Source organism: Leptospira johnsonii (assembly GCF_003112675.1).
Classification (GTDB): domain Bacteria; phylum Spirochaetota; class Leptospiria; order Leptospirales; family Leptospiraceae; genus Leptospira_B; species Leptospira_B johnsonii.
Genome location: NZ_BFAY01000006.1, coordinates 65,473 through 90,728 on the forward strand (window position 1 = coordinate 65,473; position 25,256 = coordinate 90,728).

The window sequence follows — 25,256 nt, forward strand, 5'->3', positions numbered from 1 at the left end:
TTATTTTAAAAACCTAAGCGCCTGCTCAGAAAGACTTTCCATTTCGGAAATCGCGTCTTCTTTTTTCTTTTGGAAGAAGTTATGGAAAATATAAGCTGGGATCGCTACTGCAAGTCCCATAGCTGTGGTGATCAACGCCTCACTGATCCCTACTTCGGCTCCTCTGGTTCCGGAGCCTTCTGCGAAGGAGCGAATGATCCCAAGAACTGTCCCCAATACTCCTAAAAGTGGAGAGATCGTTGCAATGGTAGCTAACGGAGAAAGGAATTTTTCCATTCTCTGGATCTGGTTTAATCCTTGGGTTAAAATTTCGTCATCCACGGAAGATGAATTTCTTTTAAACTGCGTAATACCAGCTTGTAAAACCTGGGAGACAGGTCCTTGGCTAAGGCTTCTCATCAGGTCAGAAGCGGAGTCATAGTTTTTCTCTCTGAGTAGATCTTTTACCCTTCTCCAGTCGTCTGGACTAATGGACTTCCAACGAGAGAAAAAGATCAGCCTTTCTATGATTATCGTAAATCCCACTATAGAAACTAGAAGGATCAGAATGGGTACGGTTTCCGGCGGAATAATGGAAACCAAAGAATCTGTTTTGGCAAGAATCATATCGGCTTGAGGTTCTCCAAGGAGTAGGGTTTCCAACTCGGCTGTCCCTGCCAAACGATTTTTAAAAGGAAGTTTTCCTTTTTACCGGAGCGGAACATTCTGCCCCGGTAAAAAATGGGAACCCAAGAAGGTGAATTATACAGCCTTCTTTTTGAGTAATTCCTTCGCGTGATGGAGGGCGCCTTTGGAGATATTTTGACCCGCAATCATTCTCGCAAGTTCCATCGTTCTCTCCTCCATTCCTAGGAATTCAGTTTCGGAGACAGTTCTTCCCTCTTTTAATCGTTTACTCACAAGAAGATGATGGTCTGCAGCAGCGGCAATCTGCTGTAAATGTGTGACCAAAATGATTTGGTGAGTTTTAGAAAGAGTTCTGAGTTTTTTTGCTACATCCGAAGCGATCTCTCCGCCCAGACCAGAGTCAATCTCGTCGAAAACTAAAACTTTTCCGTCGAAATTGGAACCAAGTACACTTTTGATGGCCAACATCACTCTAGAAATCTCTCCCCCGGAAGCGATCTTACGGAGAGGTCTTGGCTTTTCTCCAGGGTTCGGACTGAAATAGAATTCTGCCTGGTCCAATCCGAATTCGTTTACCAAATAGGATTTTCCTTGGGCTTCTACTTCGCCTTCTGGGCTTGTCTCCCAACGAAGTACTACCTGCAACCCTGCTCCTCTCATTCCCAGAACTTCTAATTCTGATTTGAGTTTGGACTCGAATTTGTTCAGCGCTTCTCTTCTAGATTTGGAAAGCTGCAAACAAGCCTGTGTCAATTTGTCTGCCGCCTTTTTCTTTTCTTTTTCCAAGGAAGTTTTAGAATCTAAGTTCTGCTCTAAGGCTGCAAGTTCGTCTTCTGCCTTCTTCTTTGTTTCTAAAATTTCAGAAACAGAATTTCCATATTTTTTCTTAAGCTTTTGGATCAGATCCAGTCTGGACTGCACATGGGATAATCTTTCCGGAGAGAAAAATACCTCTTCCTTTTGGTCCTGGGCGGTAGTATTGATCTCACGGATCGTAACGTATGCTTCCTTGAGAGCGGAATCCATTTCATTTAATGATTCATTCAAAACTTTGATCTTATCAGAAGCGGCAAGCACCTTGGGAAAAATCCCTAAAACGGAAGATTCACTTTCGTGCAAATAGCCTGTAATAATATCCAGATTCTCTGCGAGTTTTTCTCCGTGGACGAGCAAGTTCTCTTCCTTACTCAGTTCTTCCTCTTCGCCCTGTTTTAAATTGGCAGTATGGATCTCTTCTATCTGGTATTGAAGTATCTCTTTTTTGCGGTTTCTGTCCGCATGAGACAGTTCCAATTCCTCTAGTCTTTTTTTGAGGCTTTTATAGGTTAAGAACCCTTCCTTTACTTCTCCTCTGAGTGTATGCAGACCGGCAAAACTATCCAGGATATCCAACTGCTGTGCCTTGTCCAAAAGTAAGATCTGGTCATTCTGGTTATGAACTTCGGATAGGATCTCTCCTAGGCCTCGAAGCACCTGAGCGGAAGAAAGTGAATGATTGATCTGTATCTTTGTTTTTCCATCTCGGGTGAACTCTTTTCGGATCACGATCGCCGACCCATTGAGTGGAAATCCATGTTCCAGCATCCATGTTTTAACCGCTGAATTTTGGGAAATATCGAACTCCGCTTCTAAACAATACTTATCCGAGCCTGTACGGATATCCATAGTACTGCTCTTGCCTCCGAGTAAGGAAGAAAGAGCATCCAATAAGAGGGATTTTCCGGAACCTGTCTCTCCAGTGATCGCGGTCAGCCCTTTACTTAAGTCGATTTGAGCGGATTCAATTAATGCGAAATCTCGAATTGTAATTGTTTGAAGCATGATTTGTCCTCTTTGCAACGTCATACTATTCGTACGTTTATATACTTTTGTAAACTATTTTTTTGTATAGTATTTCAAAAATTTACAGGATTCATAGAAGACTAAATTCTATAGAATATAAGGGTTTAATAATATTTCTAAAAATGAGATTTGTCTAAATTTCGCTAGTCGGATTCTCACCACCCCAGCGAAGGACGCGGCCGGCCCTTTACGTTTGTATCCTTTTTGAGATCTAGGACCCCCTGATTTTTGATTGCATGAATCCTCCTAGAGGAAACACTGGGTATCGATTTTTCTCCCACAGAGGACTAAACGAGCATGGCAAAAAGTTTCAAACAATTAGACGCCCAGCTCTCCGAATACATCCTCAACCGCTCCCGCATCTCCGTTCAATCTTCCAGAATGAATTCCAAATTGGAAAAATACGTTTTGCGTATTCTAACGGAAGTTCTGGAAAAATTGGGCCAAACAAGATACATCGAAATGTTGTATACGATCACCAAAGAAATGGCGATCAACGGCGTTAAAGCCAACCAAAAGCGGGTTTTCTTCGAAGATCTGGGTTTGGATATCCGGAATCTAGATCACTATGACCAGGGTCTGGCTCAGTTCAAACAGAACTTCTCCGAAAAAATGGCCGACGAATACGGGAAACGTTGTCTAGCCAGAGGCGTTTTTGTCAAAATTACGGTAACCTATACTAGCGAAGGTTTGGTAGTCGAAGTAGTAAACAATACTCCTGTGATCGAGATCGAAGAATCTCGTATGAGGGAAAAAATGAAGAAGGCGATGGAATACAACGATATCGCCGAGTTCTATATGGATAATATGGACAATACTGAGGGAGCAGGTCTTGGGATCGCTCTTATCATGATCCTTCTCAAAAGTGAGAATATTGATCCGAACTTATTCAGGATCCAGACAGACGTCGCTGAAACTGTCGCTAGAGTAGAAATCCCTTTCACCGACAATTACGTAACCATTAGAAGTAAGGAAATCAACCAAGTTGGAAATAACAAATAAGACTGCCGTAATCACCGGTTCTGCCGGAGGTTTAGGCAAAGAGATGGCCCTTCATTTTGCGAAATTGGGAGCCAATATCGTTCTATCGGATATCTCCGCAGACAAACTAGCAGAAGCCAAAAAAGACATCGAAGCACTCGGCGCTAAGGTGATCGCAGTTCCGACAGACGTTTCTAAGGAAAAAGACGCTGTTGAACTCATGGAAAAAGCGGTTTCCGCATTCGGATCCGTGGACATCGCGATTTTGAATGCAGGTATCCTAAGAGATGGTCTCTTAATCAAGGCGGATAAACAAACTGGTAAAGTTGCCTCCAAAATGTCTTTGGCAGAATGGCAGGCAGTGATCGACGTTAACCTAACTGGAGTATTCCTAACAGGTAGAGAAGCTGCGGTCCAAATGGTAAATAACGGTACTAAAGGGGTAATCATCCCGATCGCTTCCGTATCCATGCACGGTAACCCTGGCCAGACCAATTATTCCGCCGCAAAAGCGGGTGTGGCAGCCATGACCAGGCTTTGGGCGAAAGAACTCAGCCGTTACGGTATCCGCGTTGCAGGGATTGCACCAGGATTCATCGCAACTGAAATGGTAATGAAAGACATGAATCCGGAAGCTCTCAAAAAATGGGAGTCCCAAATTCCGATCGGTAGATTGGGTAGACCGGATGAAATTGCAAGCACTGCGGTATTCATCGCTCAAAACGATCTGGTAGACGGAGTCGTTTTGGAAATTTCGGGAGGGGTCAAAATTTGACCCCTTTGTTTCTTCAATCCCTTTCTCCAGTCCATTAGTTTTCCCTAATTCTTCCACACTTTTGCCTTCAATACTTCCATTTCGCCTATCTTAGTTAGGCTGAAAGCTTGCCGACTCTTCTACACGTTTTCTTGAATTAGAATTCTGGCAAATTCGAAGTTTATAATAGTACGTTTTTCGTTTATTGTTAAATTAGAATATTGAATTTTTGGGATCTTCTAAACGTAAGAGGCTTCTAATATTCGAAGGATTGAAAGTTATAATATTCAATATATGTAAGCTATAGAGGTTAATAATTCTACAATTGGTAATAAATTATTTTCCATTTTATTTACATAATTATATCATAATTTACACGAATTATAATTTAGCAAAAAATAGAGATAGTTTTCGGAAATCCTTGTAAATTTCAAAGGTTATGTTAGAGTGGATTCAAATACAACAGAAGGCAGATTATGGCAGCCCAAAAGTTAGACATTAAAAAAACTCATCTGGATTCTACTATCCGCGGACTTAAAGCAGTAGCTCATCCTGATAGATTGAAAATTCTTCTCCATCTTTCTAAAAAAGAACACAGCGTAGGAGAACTTGTAGACGCACTTGGTATCAGCCAATCAGCTGCTTCCCAGCACCTTAGCAAAATGAAAGAAGCAGGATACTTAGGAAGCAAAAAAGTTTCCAATCAAGTATTCTACTCTATCAAAGACGCAAAATTTAAAGCATTCGCAAAATCTTTACTTCAGATCTTTTCTAAGTAATTAATAGCTGTGGGGGGTTCTTAGGAGCCCCTTTTATTGTTCTTCTTTTCTGATCAAATCCACGTAATCCGCAATCGCAGTTTCCAAATCAGTAAATCCTTCCTTGTAACCGCTGGAGATCAGTTTCTGTGTCTCGGCCTTTGTATAATATTGGTATTTTGCCTTTAAACTTTCGGGCATCTCCATATATTCTATGTTTTCCGGTTTTCCCATCGCCTTGAATAATGCGGAAGCAAGCGATTTCCAGGTCTCCGCCTGTCCCCTTCCCACATTATATAAACCAAATTTACGATTTTCTAACAAATATAGACTGATCTTGGCTGCATCCTTTACGTAGAGGAAATCCCTTTTTTGTTCTCCATCCTTATAATCAGGGCGGTAGGACTTGAATAATTTTAATTTTCCTTCGGAAGAGATCTGTTCGTATCCTTTTAATACTACGGACCTCATGTCTCCCTTATGAGCCTCTCCGAATCCGAATATATTGAAATATTTCACTCCAGTGATCTTATCTAAGAATCCTTTTTTTAAGGCATATAGATCGAACATATGTTTGGAGTATCCGTACATATTCAAAGGTTTGAGTGAATGGATCGGAGCCTTATCGTCATATCCGAATTGCCCGTCCCCATAAGTGGCTGCAGAAGAAGCGTATAAGAATTGGATCTTCCTACGTAATGACTCTTCCGCTAAGATCTTAGTATATTCATAATTGTTTCGAATTAAATAAGAAGCGTCCGTTTCCGTTGTGGAAGAACAAGCTCCCAAATGAAAGATATGAGAATAATCCTTTAAGATATCTGTGGTCTGGATTTTTTCTAAAAATTCCTCTTTTTCAGAATAATCCGTATATTGCAAACCTCTTAGGTTTTTCCATTTGGATGTTATGCCCAAATGGTCTACAACGAGGATATCAGAAATCCCTTGCTCGTTTAGAAGTCTAACTATATTACTTCCGATCAGTCCGGCTCCACCGGTAACGATTACTCGTTTCATTTCCATTCTTCCATTCGATTATAATGAATCCAAAAGTCTACCAAATCTATTCTCCACCTGCTTGGAGATTTTAGGATCTTCTTCCAGGACAGGAGGATACCAAGTTTTTAATCTAGCATCCACGAGAATAGGACCCTGGAAAGAAATATGATTTCGAACCACCTTAGAATCTCCGTAGATATCTGCTGCAGGTTCAAATCGAGTGAATACATTCCAGATAAAATCGTGATCGGATTTAGTTGCTTCTCCAGAATCATCTACTAAGAATACAAATAAAAATCCTTGGGTGATCGCTTCCTTACGAAGTAACTCTAATACACCGTCTCCTTTTTTGTATTTCGGTCCGGAAACCACTAATACCCCAGGGCAATATACTTTCGGATTTTTGAATCTAGAATTTTTAAGATTAGAGGTGATCTTAGGTTTTAGTTTTTGGGTTTTAGGTCCGACTCCCAGTAGAATTGCCTTACTTCCTTCGTTTACTTTCGGTCCTGTATAATCTAAAGTATCTTGAGAAATATTGGAAAAGATATGTAAGTCTGTCTCCGGTTGGAATCTTTCTAGTGCGGCTATGAAAGTAGTTTTAAAATCCATCAAAGGCACTTCTTGGTCGGTTACGATCAGGAATTTAGTGAGAGATAATTGTCCTTCTCCCAAAATCCTAAGGGCTCCCATGAATGCTTCTTTTTTGTATCTTTCTTTTACGATTGCGGCAGCTAAAGAATGTACTCCGGACTCTTCATAGGCCCAAATTCCTTTTACCTGAGGCATTACAATCGGGAACATAGGAGATAATAAATGCTGAAGATATTCTGCGATCCAATGGTCTTCCTGCGGAGGACGTCCTACAACTGTCGCAGGCCAAATTGCATCCTTACGAGCGTAAATTTTATCCACTTCGAATACTGGATAATCATGTTTTAATGCATAATATCCGTAATGATCTCCAAAAGGTCCTTCTGGTCTTCTGATCTTGGGAGGAATTTTTCCGATCAACGCAAAGTCTGCATCCGCAACAATCGGTAATGGACTGATCTTTTTGTTTTTAATCACTTTGAGTCTTTCACCTAACAAAAGTGAAGCGAGAAGGAATTCACTTATCTCTTCGGGCAAAGGAGCCACAGCGGAAATTGTAAGTGCTGGCGGACCTCCTACATAGATATGAGCCGGTAACGCATTCCCTTCTGCTTCGGCCTCCGAATAATGAAAGCCTCCTCCTCGATGGATCTGTATATGCATCCCTGTGAGTTTAGGTTCGTGGAATTGGATACGATACATTCCCAAATTTCCCTTTCCGGTTTTGGGACTTTCTGTATACACCAAAGGTAAAGTGATAAATCTTCCTGCGTCCTTAGGCCAGGATTTTAATGCAGGCAATTCATCTAGACTCTTTAACTCGGAATCCAAAACAGGAGCCTTGCTAACTTTCCTAAGACCTACTTTTAAAGCAGTCCAGGCAAGTGATCTTGCTTCCCATACTTTTTTGGGAGTGGGAGGCATAAGATGTTTTGCAGTATATGCAATTTTTTGAATAAACTTTTCCGGATCCTCTCCAAATGCGATCTTGATCCGGTTCTCCGAGCCGTATAAATTAGTGGCAACGGAAAATTTGGATCCTTTTACATTCGAAAATAGAAGTGCAGGTCCTCGTTTGGAGACTACTCTTCTCTGGATTTCTGCGATCTCTAAGACTGGATCTACTTCTTCTTTGATCTCCAAAAGTTCACCTTTTTTAGAAAGTTCTTTTACGAATTCTGAAGTGGATCGAATGCTCATAGTTTTCCTTTTGAATATCAGTTTACTTTTCTAAACCCGGCAGAATTGTTCCTTCTTTAGCCAGGGTCTGTTTGATCTTTTTTGCGATAGAAGAAGGGAATTCAGTCTCTAAATTTTTCCAATTACAGTATTTGATCTCTATGGAAGGACGGATTTTGCGGAAATTTTCGAGGATCTTCTTTTCTGATTTTTGATCCAGTTCTGCTTCGGAAACAAAACCTTGGATCTTATGATGAGTAATCGTGTGTTTAAATTTGATTCCAAGGTCAGTCGGTTTTAAATTCCAATCCAAAATAGGGTCAGCTTCGTAAGGATTTTTTCCTTCGAACAAAAAAGGCAAAGAATAGATCGTTTTAAAAAATCTTCTCTCCGGATAACGAACAAGAAGTATACCTTGTTTGGTTTTCAGAATGTAAAAACGGATATTTAAAAGGATTTCCTTTTTTTTCTTTTCCATTTCCGGAATACTTTCCTGTATTCCGTTTTGGTAGGCCAAACAATCATCCTGTAGAGGACATTCAGTACATAAAGGTTTTGGAATACAGATACGAGCTCCCAATTCCATAACTGCTTCATTATGGTCTCCGGGAGATTCCAAATTTAAAAATGAATCAGCTATCCTTTGTAAGGCAGCATCCGCTTTAGGTCCGGACTCTTTAAACAAGAACAAACGGGAGAGAACTCTTTTTGCGTTTCCATCTAAAACAGCGAAAGGTAAGTTATAAGAAATGGAAAGAATAGCTCGGGCAGTATAAGGTCCGACACCCGGAAGAGAAAGTGCCTCTCCCAAGGTTTTCGGGAATTTTCCGCCGAACTCGTTGACTAAGATCCGAACTCCAGCCAAAAGATTTTTGGCTCTGGAATAATAACCGAGTCCTTGCCAATAACGAAATACTTCCTCTTCTTCGGCGATCGCAAGATCTTCCGGTTTTGGAAATCGATGCATAAACTTTTCGTAAAGAGGAAGCATTGCAGCAACCCTTGTTTGTTGCAGCATGATCTCGCTCACCCAAGTAGAATAAGGAGTTCTGTTTTTTCGAAATGCGAGTTCTCTTTTTTCTTGGACGAACCAATTTCTAAGCTTCAAATTCGTTTTAGGATCGAATTCGTAGTTTTGAGGATCGGTTTCCTTTTGTTTCAGACTCGCGCGCATTTATCTGACTATCCAAGCCTTCTACTCCAGGGCGAAAAGGAGTTTTCGAAGTCGATTTGTTGGAATTCCTACAAAATTGATCTCCCCGCCCTTCTCTGGGTGGGGGCTGCTGTGAAGGGGGCTGGTCGGTGGTACCCAAGAAAAGTTTTCGATCCTATCCTATCGTTTTGATTTCATCTATTATCTCGTTTGACCTTTCGGTCACCGACTCGTCAAAGACGGTCGTTTTCTCGCTCCCTATGGGTCGCTGCGAAAGGACCGAAGCGCTAGCGTTGCCCGAAGCAGCCTGGTTTTCGCGAAGCGAAAAGTCGCCCCGCAAAACCTTTTGGATCCCTTAAAGTAAAAATCCTCCCGAAACTTCCAAGTCCTGTGCTGTTACCCAAGAGAATTCATCTGATAATAGATTTACAATCACCTTGGCAATATCGTCCGGACTTCCGATCCTTCCGAGCGCAGTCTGATCCGCTAATGGTTGGATATATTCTGGATGTTTATCGAAGACTCCTCCTCCCAGATTTGTATGAACTGGGCCGGGAGAGACTGCGTTCACTCTGATCTTTCTTGGAGAAAGTTCTTTTGCCAGATACTTTGTCCATGAGGTCAACGCCGCTTTAGAAGCTCCGTAAGCAGAATATCCTATAAAAGATCCATGACTAGAAGAACTGGAAGTATTCACGATCCTTCCGTTATCTTCTATAAATTTAACAAGATATTGCGTTATGAAAAATGGCCCTTTAAAATTCGTGTTCAATATATGATCGAAATATTCCTCCGTGATTTCCGTGAATGGCATCCCTCCTCCGATACCTCCGTTATTCACCAAGTAATCGAAAGTTTTTCTTTTCCAGATCTCTTCCAGGTTCTTTTTTGCAAGCTCAGCAAAACTTTCAAAAGAAGACTTTTGGCTTAGATCTAGTTTTAGACAAACCGCTTTGGAACCGCTCTTCTCCACTTCTTTTACAACTTCTTCCGCCCCTTTTTTATCCGAATGATAAGTAAGGATCACTCCGATTCCTCGTTTTCCTAATTCGATCGCGGTATTTTTTCCGATCCCGTTACTTGCTCCAGTGACAATTGCTACTTTCATAGTATCCTCCGATCTTCTGATCGTAAGAGGTTTTTAGAAAATCGTAAAGATCGGATCATACCTTTTCATTGCCTAATCCTACCGCTTACATTTTTATGTTATAATTATAGAATGAACGATATCCTAAAAGAGATCGCCCAATTAACGACCAAGGCAAGCACCGAGCCGACTAAGACGGAATTGCCTAGAGTTTTGATCATTAAGGGAGAAGTATCCGAACACCAACTTGCAGCGATCTACGAACCTATGATCGGACTAGTCGTTCAAGGAGGCAAAACGATCTCTATAGGAGACCAGACAATCCAATTAAATGCGCCTTCTTATTTTGTGATCACCGCAGATATTCCTGCAACAGGAAAAGTGCAACAAGGAAAGGCCGGACCTTATATATCCTTAGGTCTTCAATTAGAACAAGATTCTATTTTAGATTTGTTGAATACTCTTCCCCAAAATTTTCCGGAAGAAAACGGCTCCGACGAGTTTTCGGCATGCGAAGCTTCGAACGAATTTTTAGAAGCTTGGGTCCGAATGCTCCGACTTCTAAAAACTCCGGAACATATCCCAGCACTTGCACCTATTTATGAAAGGGAAATACTCTATAGAGCCCTTCTTGGTCCACAAGGTTGGCGCTTAAGAAAATTCTGCCAAGCCCAAGGAAAGGGACCAACCGTATATCCAGCTATTCGATGGATTAGGGAAAATTACACAGCTTCTATGGAAATAAAACGTCTGGCCGCAAAGTCCAGGTTAGGTGTTACTACATTTCATAGACAATTTAAGCAGATCACCGGCTTAAGTCCTGTACAATTCCAAAAACAACTTAGATTACTCGAAGCAAGAAAACTTCTGGTTTATAGTGCTTACTCCGCATCCCGCGCCGCATTTGAAGTCGGATACGAAAGTGTAACTCAGTTCAATCGAGAATATTCCAGATTTTTCGGGGACTCTCCAGCCAGAGATGCTTCTCAGTTAAGAGAAAAAATAGCATTGACGAACTCCCGAAACTTATAAGAATCCAGCGGATCTATTTTAGTGAAGAAAAAAATCAAATGCAAACTTCTAAACTCAACCTTACCCTTGCCCGCTTAGTATTCGCTTCTACCGCTCTGATTTGTTTTGTAGGAGTTCTATTAGAACTATGGTATGCCTACCATCATAAATCCTCTCTTCCACCAAACGCAGGTTTTACTCGTACATTCGGTCCTGGGATTGACAGTTTATTAAATCAATTTTCATTTTTTACCACACAGTCCAATTTGATCTTGGGATTTACTACTCTACTTCTTGCATTAAATTTGGATCGGACCTCTTCTTCTTTTCATATTTGGCGTTTGATAGGGATCATCGATATTACTATCACTGGGATCGTTTTTAATTTCGTTCTACAGACTGTTCCTAAGAACGATATCATCGCTGATACAGCAAGTCACTTAGAACATGATATCGCTCCTATACTTGCAGTTCTTGGTTGGATTATTTTCGGGCCTGCAAAAACGGTAACTCTTCGCAGGATATTATTAGCAGCGATCCTTCCAGTCGCCTATGCAATATTCACTCTGACCAGAGGCGCCATTATGGAATGGTATCCTTATAATATTATGGATGTTCCTCGTTTAGGTTATCCAGGAGTGGTAATTAATATCGTAGGGATATTTGTTCTATTCTTATTGATCGCAGGATTTTTAGCGTTAGTAGATAGACTTCTTCCATCAAAATTTGGAAGAATCTCTTTCCCAAACTCTTAAGTTTCTTCTCATTTGTTTGTAGGAGATCCTACTCACGGCGGAGTCCTGAAAATAACTTTTGAATTCTTTCTCATCCAGGTCCGAGAGATTTTCTTTTTTGAAAAGATCTCGGATCTTAAATTCACCTATCTCAGTTTTCCAACCTTTCTTGCGCGCCTTTACCTGGTTCCAAGGACAGATCTCTTGGCATATATCGCAACCGTACACCCAACCATGTAAAGATTCAACATCCTCAGATCGATCTTCTATCGTTTTGTAAGATATACATTTTCGAGCGTCAATTTTGTAAGGTTCCAGCGCACCGGTAGGACAAGAATCTATACAGGCCCTGCAAGTCCCACATCTGTCCTTTGCATTTACGGAAACAAAACGGACAGGAAGATCCGTAAAGATCAGGCTAATAAAGAAGAAGGACCCATATTCTTCATGGATCAAATTCGTATTTTTTCCGATCCAACCTATACCTGCTTCTCTCGCTAAAATTTTCTCTGGAACAGGAAGAGAGTCCACTCCCTGTCTGAATTTTTGATTTGGAAACTTCTTCTTTAGAAATTCCAATAAACTGGAAGCTTTTTTACGAAGAACGGAATGATAATCCTCTCCCATCGCGTATCTGGAAAATCGATAAGGAAGATCCAGATTTTCATATTCAGGATCATTGTATAACGCACCTAACGCAATCACCGATTCAGGTTTAAATCCAAGTCCTTCTAACTCCAACCGAAGGTTCATGTTTTTAGGATACCAATCCATATTTCCATGACGACCTTCTTCGACCCAATGAAGAATATTCTCTTTGTCTTCGGACGGAACGTAGGCCGGGGCCACTCCGAATAATTGGAACCCATTTGTCTCCGCGATATCCTTTAGTTCATCCAGAAGTTCTTTACTTTCAAGAAGCATATCTTATTCTTTCTTTATGCAGGAAGGAGAAGAAACATCCTTACTTTCTTTGTCCGGAGGAATTCCGCTCCAGGAGCTTTTAAGCGCGGCAAAAGAAGCCGGTTTGGATCTTCCTAAAGAAAGAACAAGACCATTAGGTAGGATTTTACTCGCAGGACTTTTAGGGGCGCTGCGAGGATTTGCGGAAAGAGGGCTTTCCCCCTTCTTACCTACTCATAAATACATCTTTGCCGAGATCGTTTCGGATTTAACTGACGCTTATTCTATCCTGTCCCAAGAATCGGATGAAAAAATGATTTTACAAGCAGCTTGCGATTTCGGGATCAAAAAAGTATATCATCTGGAATGGAAATTATACTCATCCCAGGATTTATTCTAATTTCAAACCGAAAAAAATATAATAGCGGAGAAGGACACAAGCACAACCGCTTCTAAAAGTCCTGCTCCAAAATTTTGATCCCTTTCTATTTCTTCCTTCAATGTGGAACCAGGTAGAACAACCCAATCCGCAAAAAAATGTAAAATAGGAATGATCAAGAATGCAAGCCCCAGATCCAAAAGTAATAAGATCCCTGTTTGGTATAAGGATTCAAATTCTCTAAACAATGCCCTGGTAAGTAAGATCCCAATTGCAAGTAATGCTCCCGCAAACGCTGTTCCTGCAGCCAGGTTTTGTTTTTCTTCTAACTCACTCTTAAGTTTATAAGGGATCCAAAGTTTATAATATAAGGAGAATAAAACGATTCCGATCTGTCCTACCGAAAAGAAGATTACTGAGATAATGGATCCAATGATCGTTTTTTCCACAAGTGGAGAAACTGCGATTCCTAAACCTTGGGGAAATACTTTCTCTCCTATATCTCCATTCAATGCTGCCGCGATAAAAAAGGAACTTGCGATCGTTCCTCCGAATAAAACGGAAGCTACCGCTAAATTTCTTTTTTCGTATATCTCTTCGATTGCGTCTATCCCGCCTAGGATCAAGCCATCATTAATCTTTTGGGAAATAAGAAGAAGTATCACTCCTAAAATGGAAAAGGAAGATACCTGAAAAAGGTCCCCTAGTAGGTCCCCTTTTTCCCCCGGATGGGAAACTATGGTGATAAATAATATAATGACCCCGATATAATAACCGGACAAGCTCAGGGCGAGCGCGCTATTATCGGATTTTACTAATTCCTCGTCTAACTTACGAGGTTCCGTCCAGTCCTTGAGTTTTTTGCCGATGTAAAAGACTAAAAAGCCTAAAACGAAAAAACCAAGATCCTTACCGAGTAAAGAAATATATTTCCAAACGAAATCCATGCACGACAGAATACTATGCTTGGGTTAAAATTTCATAGCCTTTTTCAGTGACTAGAATGGTATGTTCGAACTGAGCGGACCATTTTCCGTCCCTTGTGGTCACAGTCCATCCATCCTTTTTAGAAAAGATCACTTCCCAGGTCCCTAAATTCACCATTGGTTCTATAGTGAATGTCATTCCTGGTTCTAGTTTGGCTAGTTTACGGCCAGAGCGATAATGAGGGATTTGAGGTTCTTCATGGAAACCTCTTCCTATTCCGTGGCCCATTAGATCTTTAACGATCCCATATCCTTTCGGAGTCAGGTAATCATCGATCGCATTTGCGATATCGCTTACACGATTTCCAGGTTTTACCTGTTCTATTCCCACCCACATGGCACGTTCCGCATCTTTTACTAAACGTTCTACTTCGGGAGAAGTTTTACCGCCCACGATAAAAGTACGAGAACTATCCCCATGATATCCATCCACAATAGGAGTTACGTCTACATTGACGATGTCTCCTTCTTTCAGAATATCTGCTGCTTTGGGAATCCCGTGGCAAACGACTTCGTTGATCGAAGTACAGACAGATTTCGGAAAACCCTTGTAACCTAGAGGAGCCGACTTGCCTCCATGCTTCTTAGTGAACTCTTCGCAGAGATCATTGATAGCAAGAGTACTTATACCGGGCTGAATGAACCCGGATATATAGTCCAGAAGCGCGGCGGCTAATTTGCCCGCCGCCCTCATTTTCTCGATTTCAGTCTTGTTCTTGATGTAGATCAAGAATGGATTAGAAGTCGGTTGGTCTAACCGTAGTGCGTTTGTTCGCCTCGGTACGTTTTAAAGCATCGTCGATCAGTCCGTACAACTTTTCATTCAAGCCATCGACCGCGTCTCCGGAAGTCATAAAGCCTTTAGATTTGATATAAGCTTTTACCTTGCTTGCGACGATGAGGGTATCCTTTTCAGCGCTTTGAGCCATGGAATTCTTCCTCTTAACAGTAGTTTTCTTTTTTTGTACCATACGAACGAGCTTTGGGAGCTTCTCCTTAATTCCATCCCGAGACTTGCCGGAACGTGTCAAATTTACTTTGATACGTTTCCAGATGCCTCGAAAAAAGGAATCATTTTCGGAATGCCACCCTACAATTTCAGTTTTTTATTAAAAACGAAAGGTTTCCCCCATGAAATTTTTTGCATGTCGTATAATACAAGTGGGAACGAGACATATTGGGGGAAAACATTGGGGTCAAGAAAAAAATCATCCCTTTTTCACCGTCTCGTTTTGAATGATAGTCTGGACCAAAGAAGTTTCGAGCCCTAATTTCTCAGCGATCGTCTCTGGCTGCCAATGAAAATTATGAAATAAATTCAACACTGTTGCTTTCTTTCGAGCTACTAAGGGATCTTGCCCTTGAGTCTTACCGGATTTCGCCCCTCCGGTCTTAGACATATTGGTTTGGACCACATCCATGAATGTAGAAAGTTTTTCGAAGGTATCTTCCGCTTCGGAGAGTAAACCTTCTAGGTCGTCCTTAACAGATAATGCACCTTCTTTCATGTCATCTAATCTTTGTTGGAGAGTACTGATCTGTTTATGACGCTCTCCTAACTCTGACATCAGGTCTTCTATCTTATCAAACTTAGCTTCTACTGAGAGTATTTCTTCTTTTCTGCCTGCAAGAGTCTCGAGTCTGTCGTCGGTCTTCCTAAGAGTCTCCGCAACTTCTCTTTCTCGCGCTTCTATTACGGAGATCTCTTTTTCCATCTCGCGTATTTTTTGGGCCAGCTTGAAGGAGTTTTCCTTATGACCTTGGCTATCTTGGTCTAGCAGTTTGATCTCTTCCCTAACGGAGGCAACTCTACCTAGACGATCCTCCAGATCCAAGAAGCGAGATTCCATTTCAAATGCCCTCTCTCCTGCTTCGACCAACTTGCGATGAGTATCGTTCCATTGAGAAGATTCTTCCATGATCCGTCCGAATTCTTCTTTTAAGACTTCCGCTTTTTCTTCTATAGAAAGAATTTCCGAACTTCTCTCTTCTGCCTGAGAAATACGGGTCTCCAGATCTTCTTGTACCTTTTTGATCCGAACTAAGTTTTGGTCCAGATCCTCGTACGTTTTTTCCGTATGGTTTGCGTCTTCCAATGCTTCTTTCATCTCGGAAACAAACTCTTCGGAACGTTCTATAATTTCTTTTACATCCAAGAAGAGTGCAGAACGTTTTTCCGCATCCAGGATCCTTTCCGAGATCTCATCTACGGAAGAACGGAGTTTTTCCGCTTCTTCTTCCAGTTCCGAGAATAGGGAACGTTTTGCATCTTGGATCTCTTCTAAGTCTTTGCGAAGATCGATTTGAAGCACACGATATTCTTTTTGTGCCTTCTGGAATTCTTCTCTTCCGGTTTTTAGGAATTCTTCCGAAGATTCTTCGGTTTCTTTCAACAGGTATTTTACCTGGTTTTGGAATTCTTTCATCTGGCTTTCGCTTTCTTTGATCCCTGAATCTAAAGCTTCTTCCAGATGTAGTTTTACGTCCGCTAAATGTTTTGCGATCCTTTCCTCTAATTGGCTAAGCTGGACCTGGCCCTTATCTAAGAGTGCGGACAATTGTCTGTTGATCTTAGAGTCGATCGTATCGTTCAGACGATCTATTTTTTCTTCCTGTCTTTCGAAGAAATCTTGGCCGGACTCTTTCAGTTTATCCAGAACGGCCCGTGCCTGCTCACCCGCTTTTTCCAATTGGGATTCGGTAGAAGTGCGGATCTTTTCCGCCTGCATTTCTAAAAGTTTTTCATTCTTGCGTAGAAGATTTTCAAATCTTTCTCCCACCGCAGAATATTCGACTTTTACATTTTCTACACTAGTAATTGCTTCGGCTTTCAGGTCTTTAAAACGAGAAACAAGTTCCTCTCTGACCTCATCTCCCTCTTTATGGAAGTTTGTTTTATATTTAGATACGAATTCTTCGATCTTATCTTTCTGTTCAGCATAAGATTTGGAGAATTCTTGCAGATATTCCGCGCCTTTAAAATGGATCTGTCCCAGTCTTTCTTCCAATCCACGGATCGCATCCATGGTATGATTTTTCTGGGACTGAACTTCTTCTTCCCAAGAACGGGAGAAGTGTTCGAATCTTCTGTCCATTTTGCGGAACTCGTCTTCGATGGAGAGTCCTATCTCGCTTACTTTGGATTCTGTTTCCGCTAAAATATCTCCGGCGGTTCCTTCCAAGGCTTCTCGGATATCTTTTACATAAGAATCCATTTCTTTCATCCGGGTAGAGACCTGGACGTCGAAAATTTTTACATTCTCTCTAATAGAATCCCATTCGGAACGGAAACGATCAGAATGAGAAGCATGTAATGCGCCGACTTCTTCTTCTAAAGAATTTTTTAGTTCTTTTACGGAGCCTTCTATCTCTTTCATTCGAGTTGAAATTTGAGAAGAATAGTCCTTAACGTTTTCCTTAATATTTTCCCAGTCCGCACGGAATTTTTCCGCCTGAGAAGTTTGAAGAACTTTTAGTTCTTCTTCTAAGGATTCTCTGATCTGGTCTAACTTCAGTTTAGATTTTCTTTCTTCTTCCGAACGAGAAGATTCTAATGCAGTATGGAATTCTTTTAGTCCGGAAAGGATTTCCTTTCTCAGATCTTCTGCTTCTATTCTTAAGCTGCTGGAAATACGATTGAATTCGTCTTCAAAAGAATCTATCTGGCGCATCAGATCCGCTTTGCGAGAATCCGCCTGCTTGAGTAATTTGTTCTCAGCTTCCAGATATTTCTCTTGGAAGATATTGATGGAGTCGTTGATCCCTTCTGCTTGGCGTCTAGTCTCGTTTAAGATCTCGTCTCGCCTAGTCAGAGTTTCCAAGCTCATTCCTTCAATTTCTTTACGAATGGCCTCGATCTCTATACGAACTCCGTTTAAGAATGCTTCTTTAGAATGAACTACTTGTTCTAATACTTGATCGTATTTTTGACGAATGACTGATTCGTTACGGGAGAAGGTTTCTTCTAACTTACGATCCGCAAGTTCCGCCTTCTCATCTACTCTAGTTTCTAAACGATCAATCTTTTCGGAAACTGATAAGAATGCAGTTTGCATACGATCCGTTCTGGCATCTAGATCTTCTTCTTTTGCTTTTACGGATTCCAGAAGGGATTGCACTTCTTCACGTGCATTATCCACCTTTCCTACGGTTTCATGATATAATGACTTGGTCTGGGCTTCCAATCTCTGGCGGAATGCTTCACCTAATTCTTCTAGACCGGATTCGATACGATCCGCTTTAACTTCTAATAATCCTTCCAACTCCACAATTTTGGAAGCGAGCGACTGAAGGATATCGTCCGAACGGAAATTTAATTTTTCTTGGAATGCTTCGAGTAGAACCTCTGCCTCGGAGCGTAGTTCTTGGATACGATTTCCGATCCCATGGACTTCCTTTTTGCCCAGTTCCAATCTTTGTAATCCATCCTGGATAGACTGGGACTCTTGGCGAATATCCGAAGAAAGATGAACTACTTCTTTTAGATCTAAGGTTACTGCGTTTAAAAAATCCCGGTTGGAACGGATTGTTTCCAGTAATTGTTTGGATTCTTCGTTGAGACCTTTTACTTCTTCTGCAAGTTTTCTGGTCTGCTTTAAACTGATCTCTAATTCTATTCCGGAATCTTTTACGGACTGGATTTTTTCTAGGGCAATCTCTTGTAATTCTTCCTGGAGTTTGCCAGTATATCTTTTGATTTGGCTGAGCTTATAATTCGACTTGTCCATCCTGCGAAGGAGGATAGTAATGCCTACACTGGCTAAAAAGGGTAAAAGTAATTCTAGGCCCATACTTAGAGTTTCACGAAGATTCGATGAAGAAAACCCTTCAAAGAATTATGTCGCATCAAATGGATAGGAATACTCGCGAGCAGGGGAATAAATCAAGAATTATTTCTCCAATCCCTAAAAAAAGGCCTTATACTGCATTTGCAGGCATTTATGACGGGTTCATGAAACGGGCCCCTTATTCCGATTGGGCCCAGATGATTTTGGAATCTTACCAGATAGGAACCCAAAAAATCCATCCAAAACTCGCTTTAGATTTGGGCTGCGGCACCTGCAAAATTTGGAAATTTCTGCCCTCTTCCACGGAGCTCTGGGGGATCGATAATTCTCCTGAAATGCTTCAAATCGCCGATTCTCAGCAGATCAGAGGGGTCAGAAAATTTGGGGACCTTCTCTCCTTTCCCCCACTTCCCAAGTCATTTGATCTGGTTTTCTCAGTCCATGACACCCTGAATTATTTCCAAAGAGAAGAAGAACTCTCCCAAGTCTTTTCCCAGGTTTCAAGGGTTTTAGAGAAGAAAGGAGTCTTCTTTTTCGATGTAAGCACTGCCGAAAATTTTCGAAAAAATTTTCAGAACAAGGTCCTAAAAGAGACCCATGGGAAGACAAAGCTCCTTTGGAAGAACGAATTCGATCCGAAAACTTCCGTGCTAAAGACCAGCTTGGAATTTTCAGGGCCTGAGATTGGCGTGCTGGAAGAGCATTATCATAGGGCTTACCCACTTGAAACTTGGTCGAAGTTACTACAAGATTCAGGCCTCGAAATTCTAGGAATCGGGTCGGATTATGAGTCTTGGGAATTTTTTCCCAAGGCGAATTATTGGAATTTTATGTGCCGGAAAATATAAGTCGCTTGTTTGGATATTAGGACCGGAGTTCCGCTAGGTTTTATTGTTGGGATGGTCCGGTTTTAGGAGTCTATTTCAGTAATCAAGCTTGTTACTTATGGCCAAATTAACGATACAAAATAAACACGGAATCGTTCGTTTCGAAAATCAACTTCTGGACGGATACGAAAAAGTTTTCGATGAAATCTCGGAACAGGCATCTAGGGCTCATATCTTAAATTTGACCTTGGACATGACCCCAACCAAAAAAATCACTTCTAGTGGCGTTGCTAAATTACTCACTCTTAGAAACCTTTTGGATCATTTCGGAGTAAAATTAGAGGTGGTGAATCTTCAGCCCACTCTAATGGATATCCTTCGTAAGTTCAAAGTGGATACAATGCTCCGTATCAAAGCATAATCTCCCGGGAAAAGAAGTTGCGTAGGTCTTCAGGCTCGAAAGAATAACTTTCGTGGCCTCTCTCCAGGTATCCGACCTTTCCAAATCCTATTTCGGGAAGGTCGCGATTTCCAATCTGAATTTCTCCATACCTAAAAATAGGATCACAGGTTTACTTGGGCCGAATGGTGCAGGTAAAACAACAGCACTTAGAATACTCACCGGATTTATACAGCCTGACCAAGGTTCCGTTCTTCTAGACGGAGTCTCTTTGGAGAAAGATCCCAAAACTATAAAACAAAGATTAGGTTATCTTCCCGAATCTTCCGCAATCTATCCGGAAATGACTGTGGGAGAGTATTTGGATTTTCTTGGAACTGCAAGAGGAATGGAGACTTCCTTCTTCAAAAAAAGAAAAAAAGAAGTATTAGAGATCTGTGATCTAAGATCCCAAACTTTTTCTTTGGCGGGGATTTTATCCAAGGGAACTAGACAAAGATTAGCATTAGCAGGAGCATTACTACACGATCCGGATTGGATCGTTTTAGACGAGCCCAGCTCAGGTTTAGATCCTATCCAAATTTCTCATTTCAGAGAGATAGTTCGTAATTTAGGAAAAGATAAAATAGTTTTATTATCCACTCATATACTATCAGAAGTGGAAGAAACCTGCGATCATGCCTTAGTCTTGCATAAAGGGAACCTAGTCGCAGATCTCCCTGTTTCGGAATTCAAAAGATCCGATTCGGTCCTTTTAATCGCCAAAACGGAAAAAGAAATCTTAGAAAAAGTTTTGGAAGGTAAAAATGTCAGAATTCTTTCTTCCGAAAAAGAAGGAGAATATAACAAATTTAGATTGGAATCTTCTTCTCTCAAACCGGAGGAAATTTTTGAGATTATCCGAAAAGAGACCTTTTCGATCTTAGAATATAAGATTTCCCAAAAGTCCTTAGAATCGGTCTTTCAAGACCTGGTTTCCGGTTAAGATATGAAACTTCCAACCTTGCCATCAGGATTACTCGCCGTTTTTCAAAAAGAATGGGCTAGCTACTTCAATACTCCGATTGGCTATGTGTTCTCTATCCTTTACTTATTCTTATCTTCCTTCTTATTCTTTTACGGATTAGGAGAAGGTTCTTTCTGGGATAGAAAAGTAGCCGGTATGGAGGAATATTTCGTTTGGACTCCCCTACTATTCGTTGTATTTATTCCAGCGATCACAATGAGGCTTTGGTCCGAAGAAAAAAAATCCGGAAGTTTAGAGATCTTATTCACTTTACCACTTTCTAAATGGGAAATCGTCGGAGCAAAGTTCTTAGCAGCCTGGGCATTTTTAGGATTCACCGTTTGTTTAAGTGCTAGTATCCCATTTTCCATTTGGGCCTTCGGAGATCTGGATCTTGGGATCGTATTTGCAGGATACTTAGGTTGTATATTACTAGGTGGGGCTTATATAAGCCTTGGGATCTTTCTTTCTTCTTTTGGAAAAGATCAGATCAGTTCGTATATTCTAACAGTTCTCGTTTGCCTTTTCTTTTTTCTGTTAGGAACTCAGCCTGTTCTCAAATTTTTCGGCGGCGGGCCTTCCGCATTCGCATATTTATTCGCATTATCCTCTCATTTTGAATCCTTTCGTTTGGGGATCTTAGATCTATCAGACACACTTTACTTTTTTAGTTTTATCTCAATAAATCTTGCAGGGAATGTTTTCTTTCTCAGGAGAAATTATCCATGAGAGAATTACTCCGCCCTCTATTAGAAATTTCTAAATCTCCTTGGTTCGGATTTGCAAATGGGATTTTACTGTTCGTGTTGCTAAATGGGATCTTCTCAACAATTCCTTGTAAGGCAGATCTTTCCAGATCCGGAAGATTCCAGATCACTTCCAGCACTGTAAAAGTTTTAAAAGAATTAGATAATCCTTTATACATAGACGCGTTTTATTCATCCGAGATCCCGGGAGAATACAAGGCAAGAGCGGAACTTAGTAAGGAACTCTTAAAAGAGATCTCAAAGATCGGAAAGGAAAATGTTTACTTGCGGTTTTATGATCCTTCTAACTCGGAAGAAGATGCAAGAAAAGCAATGGAGTTAGGACTTGAGCCCCAGATCTTGCAACAAACTTCCAGAGATTCCGCCTTGGTCAAACAAGCATTCATGGGGATCGTTCTGACCTTGGGTCATAAAACGGAAGTTTTATCATTCGCATTCTTCACTGAAGATCTAGAATACCAAATCTTAAATTCTGTCCGCAAGATGCAAAGACAGGACAGAGACTCAGGGATCGTTCTTTTAAAATTAGAAGGAAATCTTTCCATCCAAGAACAAAGTTCTCCCAAAGACAGGATAGAAATTTTTGCAAGAAGAGTTCTAAGAGGAGAATATGGGCCCATTTTAGAATTGGATCTGGAAACCGAAGATCTTCCTCCTGAAACTGAAATTGTGCTTTGGATAGGAGGAGGTCCTCTTTCAAAAAATACGGAAAAAAAACTAGACAAGTTTATTTTAGAAGGAGGAAGTTTACTACTTTTAGCAAAGACAATGGAGTTCAAAACGAACTCCGAAAGAGGAAGTTTCGGACTTCTTTCCGGAGATTTGGGGGCTGGGCTTGCCCAAAAAAATCCAGACTCCGAAGAAATGGTCCGATTTTTGGAACATTACGGAATTCGAATTAACTACGATATTATTTTAGAGCCGGATCATTCTCTTCCGATGGGTTCCGTGATCGAAATTGAACCGGGAGTTCTGGGAAAATATCCTTATCCACCTTGGATCGTTCCAGACCAAAAATCCAGAACCTTAGATCCGAACAGCCCCTTTACTAAAAACCAAGAAAGCCTTTTGGTGCCTTGGTCTTCTAGTCTAAATATTCTTCCTGAAAAACAAAAAGAAGTACAGTTTACACCTTTGGCAAAAAGTGGACCAGATGCGGAAGCGAGAACTGAACCGATTTCCTTGGGAGAAAAACAGATACTTTCTACTCCGATCCAACCAAACGGTGGGCCTTTTGTATTAGGGGTAATTGCAGAAGGAAAATTTACTTCCTATTTTTCCGATAAAAAACAAGGATCTAAAACCGCGGACGTATCAACAGAAAGCAGGCCGGCAAAGACGGGCAGAATTTTAGTATTCGGTTCTCCTTATTTAGTTTCCGATCTTTTGGCATTTCCGGAATTTTCAGAAATCCTGAAAAACTCTAATATTCCGTTTTTATTAAATTCCATCGATATACTCAAAGGAGAAACGGATCTTTTAGAAGTTCGATCCAAACAATCTGCAGTCCTAAAACTGAAACCTTTGCCATTCTTCTTTGAAACTGCGATCAGCTTATTTCATTTATTTTTGGTTCCGGGCTTATTAGCTCTTTATGCTTTCCGCAGATTAAAAAGAAGGAACGGATAATGGATTTTTCGAAGTATCTGCACCTTCTCCGCGAGTCATATAAGGAACATCCTCAAGTCCTTTTATTTTTTGGGAATGTACTTTTAGCCATTCTACTTTTGATAGCAAAAGATCCCTGGGATTGGTTCAAGAAAACTTATCAAAATTCTGAAAGCTTCTATAAGATCAGATCGGAAGAAATCCAAACGGTTATCAGCGGAAGAAAAGGACAAGAAAGTATCCTCAACCGAAATCTGGATGGATGGACAGTTCAGTTACCTTCGGGGCTCGTACTGCCGGGAGAGTCTGCAAGAATTGAAGAATTGATCCAAACTTGTTTACATTTACGTAAATTCACTCTACTCTCTGAATCCAATTCAGTCTCTAAAGAAGAATTCGGATTAGGAGGAGATGAGCCGGTATTAGAGCTCAAAGACGTTTCCGGGCACTCTTTAGGAAAAATTTTAGTAGGAGCGCCGGTCCGAAAAGGTTCCGGGACCTATATCCTAGACGAAAAAAATCAGATCTGGTTAGTAAAAGAAAATCTAAAATCCGTAACAGGCGGAGGTAAGCTGGACTTTTTCCTGAGTAGATCCTTAATTCCGCCCTTTCCCGCCCGAGAGAAAGTTTCGGAGATCAAGATCTTCGGATTTTCCTCTAGGGATTTTTCCTTAAGTAAACAAGGAGAGAATTGGATCTTAGAAACTTCCGGCGGGCAGATCCAAGCATCCTCTGATGAAGTAGAAAACTATTTGGAAGAGATCAAAAAACTAAGTGCGGACGAAGTTCTTTTGGAGAAGTCGGAAGAATATGTTGCTGTCCCGAAAGATCGGAATTTCAAAATAGAGATCGTTACTACTACGGATCGTTATTTAGTTTCTCCAATCGGAATGACCAAATTAGGAAGTTATATTTTCCAGAGAGAAGGTTTAAGTTACAGATTGGTCTTGGATCCCTGGAACCTGGAAAGGATACTACAAAAGGATCTCGCCGACTTTTCCACCAGGTTTCTTTCCCCCTGAAACGCCTCAGAATCAATGGTTGACACTCCAAGGGGATAAAAGTTTCCTTCCTTAATACTATAAACCTCGTAAGGAATTCGTATGGCATTAATCGAAGAATTGGATCAGCAGGGGAATTTTCTATTTCGCTGGAGATCTTATATACCGGGATTTATTCTTCTTCTTTGTCTATACTCCTTAAGCAAGTTCGAATTTTTAGACGATTCTTACGAGACCAACTTATACTACGCAGGCGCTTGTTTTATAGTGAGCTTACTCGGCTTAGCGGTTCGTTGTTTTGTGATCGGCTACGCTCCTGCCCGAACTTCCGGTAGAAATACTAAAGAACAAGTAGCGGATGTGGTCAACCAAGAGGGAATTTATTCTCTTGTTCGCCACCCTCTTTACTTAGGAAATTTCCTAATGTATTTGGGACCTGTCCTGTATTTCAGAGATGTACCTTTACTTATAGTATTCGCTTTATTCTTCGGCTTCTATTACGAAAGAATAATGTTCGCAGAAGAAAAATTCTTAAGAGATAAGTTCGGACAGGATTATCTAAATTGGGCGGATAAGATCCCTGCATTCATTCCTAAATTTTCAGGTTATGTAAAACCTAAACTCGGTTTCTCTTTCCGAAACATTCTAAAAAGAGAATATCCGAGTTTATTCGGGATCCTAGTGATCTTCGTAGTATTCGATTATGCTGCAAGTTTCAAGGTAGGATTCGGAGATTGGAAAGAACCTTGGGCAGTGATCACCGAACCTCAGATCTGGGCATTCGGAATCGGCGCCGCGTTCTATACAATTGTTAGAGTTATAGTAAAAACCACTAAGTGGTTGGTGGTAGAAGGCAGATAATTTCCTGCCTTC

The 25,256-nt window shown here is 40.9% G+C and carries 24 protein-coding genes and 1 pseudogene; 13 read left to right on the plus strand and 12 right to left on the minus strand.

Annotation, left to right across the window (positions count from 1 at the left end):
- Together LPTSP_RS03925 and recN are read right to left on the minus strand one after the other, a co-directional pair.
- Entirely contained in the window at positions 1-606 is a 606-nt protein-coding gene (locus LPTSP_RS03925; protein ID WP_108927807.1) for a MotA/TolQ/ExbB proton channel family protein, read from the minus strand.
- A gap of 135 nt (positions 607-741) precedes the next feature.
- Positions 742-2,448, minus strand: coding sequence for a DNA repair protein RecN (gene recN, locus LPTSP_RS03930; protein ID WP_108927537.1), 1,707 nt, complete (start codon positions 2,446-2,448; stop codon positions 742-744).
- 318 nt (positions 2,449-2,766) lie between these two features.
- Here recN and LPTSP_RS03935 point away from each other — a divergent pair, with 318 nt between their 5' ends.
- The 3 genes from LPTSP_RS03935 to LPTSP_RS03945 all read left to right on the plus strand — a co-directional run bounded on the left by LPTSP_RS03935 (position 2,767) and on the right by LPTSP_RS03945 (position 4,983).
- On the plus strand, positions 2,767-3,471 hold the full coding sequence (locus tag LPTSP_RS03935) for a histidine kinase (protein WP_108927538.1): 705 nt from the start codon (positions 2,767-2,769) through the stop codon (positions 3,469-3,471).
- Positions 3,455-4,225, plus strand: coding sequence for an SDR family NAD(P)-dependent oxidoreductase (locus LPTSP_RS03940; RefSeq protein WP_108927539.1), 771 nt, complete (start codon positions 3,455-3,457; stop codon positions 4,223-4,225). The genes LPTSP_RS03935 and LPTSP_RS03940 overlap by 17 nt, the downstream gene beginning before the upstream one ends.
- A 455-nt stretch (positions 4,226-4,680) precedes the next feature.
- Positions 4,681-4,983, plus strand: coding sequence for an ArsR/SmtB family transcription factor (locus LPTSP_RS03945; RefSeq protein ID WP_100769362.1), 303 nt, complete (start codon positions 4,681-4,683; stop codon positions 4,981-4,983).
- Positions 4,984-5,016: 33 nt separating this feature from the next.
- On the opposite strand, the gene rfaD is transcribed toward LPTSP_RS03945, so the two are convergent.
- The 4 genes from rfaD to LPTSP_RS03965 form a co-directional block, all read right to left on the minus strand.
- Complete coding sequence (gene rfaD / locus LPTSP_RS03950) at positions 5,017-5,985, minus strand: ADP-glyceromanno-heptose 6-epimerase (RefSeq protein ID WP_167396405.1); 969 nt, start codon at positions 5,983-5,985, stop codon at positions 5,017-5,019.
- A gap of 12 nt (positions 5,986-5,997) precedes the next feature.
- Entirely contained in the window at positions 5,998-7,755 is a 1,758-nt protein-coding gene (locus tag LPTSP_RS03955) for a UbiD family decarboxylase (protein ID WP_108927541.1), read from the minus strand.
- A 22-nt stretch (positions 7,756-7,777) separates the two neighbouring features.
- Complete coding sequence (locus LPTSP_RS03960) at positions 7,778-8,908, minus strand: A/G-specific adenine glycosylase (RefSeq protein WP_108927542.1); 1,131 nt, start codon at positions 8,906-8,908, stop codon at positions 7,778-7,780.
- 334 nt (positions 8,909-9,242) lie between these two features.
- Positions 9,243-9,995: an SDR family NAD(P)-dependent oxidoreductase gene (locus LPTSP_RS03965; protein WP_108927543.1), complete on the minus strand. Its 753-nt coding sequence runs from the start codon at positions 9,993-9,995 to the stop codon at positions 9,243-9,245.
- A gap of 111 nt (positions 9,996-10,106) precedes the next feature.
- On the opposite strand from LPTSP_RS03965, the gene LPTSP_RS03970 reads away from it, so the two are divergent.
- Both LPTSP_RS03970 and LPTSP_RS03975 read left to right on the plus strand, forming a co-directional pair.
- Complete coding sequence (locus tag LPTSP_RS03970) at positions 10,107-11,006, plus strand: AraC family transcriptional regulator (protein ID WP_108927544.1); 900 nt, start codon at positions 10,107-10,109, stop codon at positions 11,004-11,006.
- Positions 11,007-11,044: 38 nt separating this feature from the next.
- On the plus strand, positions 11,045-11,740 hold the full coding sequence (locus LPTSP_RS03975; RefSeq protein WP_108927545.1) for a Pr6Pr family membrane protein: 696 nt from the start codon (positions 11,045-11,047) through the stop codon (positions 11,738-11,740).
- Here the strand turns inward: LPTSP_RS03975 and queG are convergent.
- The gene (queG, locus tag LPTSP_RS03980; protein ID WP_108927546.1) at positions 11,705-12,643 is read right to left on the minus strand and encodes a tRNA epoxyqueuosine(34) reductase QueG; all 939 of its coding nucleotides are present in this window, start codon (positions 12,641-12,643) and stop codon (positions 11,705-11,707) included. The two genes, LPTSP_RS03975 and queG, sit on opposite strands and share 36 nt — an antisense overlap.
- 16 nt (positions 12,644-12,659) lie before the next feature.
- On the opposite strand from queG, the gene LPTSP_RS03985 reads away from it, so the two are divergent.
- On the plus strand, positions 12,660-13,022 hold the full coding sequence (locus LPTSP_RS03985; protein WP_108927547.1) for an LIC_11502 family protein: 363 nt from the start codon (positions 12,660-12,662) through the stop codon (positions 13,020-13,022).
- 2 nt (positions 13,023-13,024) lie between these two features.
- On the opposite strand, the gene LPTSP_RS03990 is transcribed toward LPTSP_RS03985, so the two are convergent.
- From LPTSP_RS03990 to LPTSP_RS19390, 5 genes and pseudogenes are all read right to left on the minus strand, one after another.
- Positions 13,025-13,948 carry a DUF350 domain-containing protein gene (locus LPTSP_RS03990; RefSeq protein WP_108927548.1) on the minus strand — a complete coding sequence of 308 codons (924 nt, stop codon included), beginning with the start codon at positions 13,946-13,948 and terminating at the stop codon, positions 13,025-13,027.
- A 13-nt stretch (positions 13,949-13,961) separates the two neighbouring features.
- A complete protein-coding gene (map, locus tag LPTSP_RS03995; RefSeq protein WP_108927549.1) occupies positions 13,962-14,717 on the minus strand; it encodes a type I methionyl aminopeptidase in 756 nt (251 codons plus the stop codon).
- A gap of 7 nt (positions 14,718-14,724) precedes the next feature.
- The gene (locus tag LPTSP_RS04000) at positions 14,725-14,958 is read right to left on the minus strand and encodes a hypothetical protein (RefSeq protein WP_010515511.1); all 234 of its coding nucleotides are present in this window, start codon (positions 14,956-14,958) and stop codon (positions 14,725-14,727) included.
- Positions 14,959-15,195: 237 nt separating this feature from the next.
- On the minus strand, positions 15,196-17,364 hold the full coding sequence (locus tag LPTSP_RS19385; protein WP_439956991.1) for a SpiroCoCo family coiled-coil protein: 2,169 nt from the start codon (positions 17,362-17,364) through the stop codon (positions 15,196-15,198).
- A 165-nt stretch (positions 17,365-17,529) separates the two neighbouring features.
- Positions 17,530-18,777 (minus strand): annotated as a pseudogene (locus tag LPTSP_RS19390) (SpiroCoCo family coiled-coil protein); the annotation flags it as partial.
- A gap of 59 nt (positions 18,778-18,836) precedes the next feature.
- On the opposite strand from LPTSP_RS19390, the gene LPTSP_RS04010 reads away from it, so the two are divergent.
- The 7 genes from LPTSP_RS04010 to lmtA all read left to right on the plus strand — a co-directional run bounded on the left by LPTSP_RS04010 (position 18,837) and on the right by lmtA (position 25,244).
- Complete coding sequence (locus tag LPTSP_RS04010; RefSeq protein WP_108927808.1) at positions 18,837-19,622, plus strand: class I SAM-dependent DNA methyltransferase; 786 nt, start codon at positions 18,837-18,839, stop codon at positions 19,620-19,622.
- Between the two features lie 97 nt (positions 19,623-19,719).
- Positions 19,720-20,022 (plus strand): STAS domain-containing protein, encoded by a 303-nt coding sequence (locus LPTSP_RS04015; protein WP_108927551.1) that lies wholly within the window; start codon positions 19,720-19,722, stop codon positions 20,020-20,022.
- A 52-nt stretch (positions 20,023-20,074) separates the two neighbouring features.
- Positions 20,075-20,986, plus strand: a complete 912-nt coding sequence (locus tag LPTSP_RS04020) for an ABC transporter ATP-binding protein (RefSeq protein ID WP_108927552.1) — start codon at positions 20,075-20,077, stop codon at positions 20,984-20,986.
- A gap of 3 nt (positions 20,987-20,989) precedes the next feature.
- Positions 20,990-21,736: an ABC transporter permease subunit gene (locus tag LPTSP_RS04025; protein ID WP_108927553.1), complete on the plus strand. Its 747-nt coding sequence runs from the start codon at positions 20,990-20,992 to the stop codon at positions 21,734-21,736.
- Positions 21,733-23,403 (plus strand): GldG family protein, encoded by a 1,671-nt coding sequence (locus LPTSP_RS04030; protein WP_108927554.1) that lies wholly within the window; start codon positions 21,733-21,735, stop codon positions 23,401-23,403. The genes LPTSP_RS04025 and LPTSP_RS04030 overlap by 4 nt, the downstream gene beginning before the upstream one ends.
- Positions 23,403-24,404 carry a DUF4340 domain-containing protein gene (locus tag LPTSP_RS04035; protein ID WP_108927555.1) on the plus strand — a complete coding sequence of 334 codons (1,002 nt, stop codon included), beginning with the start codon at positions 23,403-23,405 and terminating at the stop codon, positions 24,402-24,404. The genes LPTSP_RS04030 and LPTSP_RS04035 overlap by 1 nt, the downstream gene beginning before the upstream one ends.
- A gap of 81 nt (positions 24,405-24,485) precedes the next feature.
- Entirely contained in the window at positions 24,486-25,244 is a 759-nt protein-coding gene (gene lmtA / locus LPTSP_RS04040; RefSeq protein WP_108927556.1) for a lipid A Kdo2 1-phosphate O-methyltransferase, read from the plus strand.
- Positions 25,245-25,256 lie beyond the last annotated feature (12 nt).

Bases quoted from the DNA above. Each gene is read 5' to 3' on its own strand.
- LPTSP_RS03970 (WP_108927544.1), top strand. From the start codon at position 10,107: ATGAACGATATCCTAAAAGAGATCGCCCAATTAACGACCAAGGCAAGC.
- rfaD (WP_167396405.1), bottom strand. From the start codon at position 5,985: ATGGAAATGAAACGAGTAATCGTTACCGGTGGAGCCGGACTGATCGGA.
- LPTSP_RS03955 (WP_108927541.1), bottom strand. From the start codon at position 7,755: ATGAGCATTCGATCCACTTCAGAATTCGTAAAAGAACTTTCTAAAAAA.
- lmtA (WP_108927556.1), top strand. From the start codon at position 24,486: ATGGCATTAATCGAAGAATTGGATCAGCAGGGGAATTTTCTATTTCGC.
- recN (WP_108927537.1), bottom strand. From the start codon at position 2,448: ATGCTTCAAACAATTACAATTCGAGATTTCGCATTAATTGAATCCGCT.
- LPTSP_RS04025 (WP_108927553.1), top strand. From the start codon at position 20,990: ATGAAACTTCCAACCTTGCCATCAGGATTACTCGCCGTTTTTCAAAAA.
- LPTSP_RS04010 (WP_108927808.1), top strand. From the start codon at position 18,837: ATGGATAGGAATACTCGCGAGCAGGGGAATAAATCAAGAATTATTTCT.
- LPTSP_RS03935 (WP_108927538.1), top strand. From the start codon at position 2,767: ATGGCAAAAAGTTTCAAACAATTAGACGCCCAGCTCTCCGAATACATC.
- LPTSP_RS03960 (WP_108927542.1), bottom strand. From the start codon at position 8,908: ATGCGCGCGAGTCTGAAACAAAAGGAAACCGATCCTCAAAACTACGAA.
- LPTSP_RS04000 (WP_010515511.1), bottom strand. From the start codon at position 14,958: ATGGTACAAAAAAAGAAAACTACTGTTAAGAGGAAGAATTCCATGGCT.
- LPTSP_RS03925 (WP_108927807.1), bottom strand. From the start codon at position 606: ATGATTCTTGCCAAAACAGATTCTTTGGTTTCCATTATTCCGCCGGAA.
- LPTSP_RS03975 (WP_108927545.1), top strand. From the start codon at position 11,045: ATGCAAACTTCTAAACTCAACCTTACCCTTGCCCGCTTAGTATTCGCT.
- LPTSP_RS19385 (WP_439956991.1), bottom strand. From the start codon at position 17,364: ATGAAAGAGATAGAAGGCTCCGTAAAAGAACTAAAAAATTCTTTAGAA.
- LPTSP_RS04015 (WP_108927551.1), top strand. From the start codon at position 19,720: ATGGCCAAATTAACGATACAAAATAAACACGGAATCGTTCGTTTCGAA.
- LPTSP_RS03945 (WP_100769362.1), top strand. From the start codon at position 4,681: ATGGCAGCCCAAAAGTTAGACATTAAAAAAACTCATCTGGATTCTACT.
- LPTSP_RS03965 (WP_108927543.1), bottom strand. From the start codon at position 9,995: ATGAAAGTAGCAATTGTCACTGGAGCAAGTAACGGGATCGGAAAAAAT.
- queG (WP_108927546.1), bottom strand. From the start codon at position 12,643: ATGCTTCTTGAAAGTAAAGAACTTCTGGATGAACTAAAGGATATCGCG.
- LPTSP_RS04030 (WP_108927554.1), top strand. From the start codon at position 21,733: ATGAGAGAATTACTCCGCCCTCTATTAGAAATTTCTAAATCTCCTTGG.
- LPTSP_RS03990 (WP_108927548.1), bottom strand. From the start codon at position 13,948: ATGGATTTCGTTTGGAAATATATTTCTTTACTCGGTAAGGATCTTGGT.
- LPTSP_RS03985 (WP_108927547.1), top strand. From the start codon at position 12,660: ATGCAGGAAGGAGAAGAAACATCCTTACTTTCTTTGTCCGGAGGAATT.
- LPTSP_RS04035 (WP_108927555.1), top strand. From the start codon at position 23,403: ATGGATTTTTCGAAGTATCTGCACCTTCTCCGCGAGTCATATAAGGAA.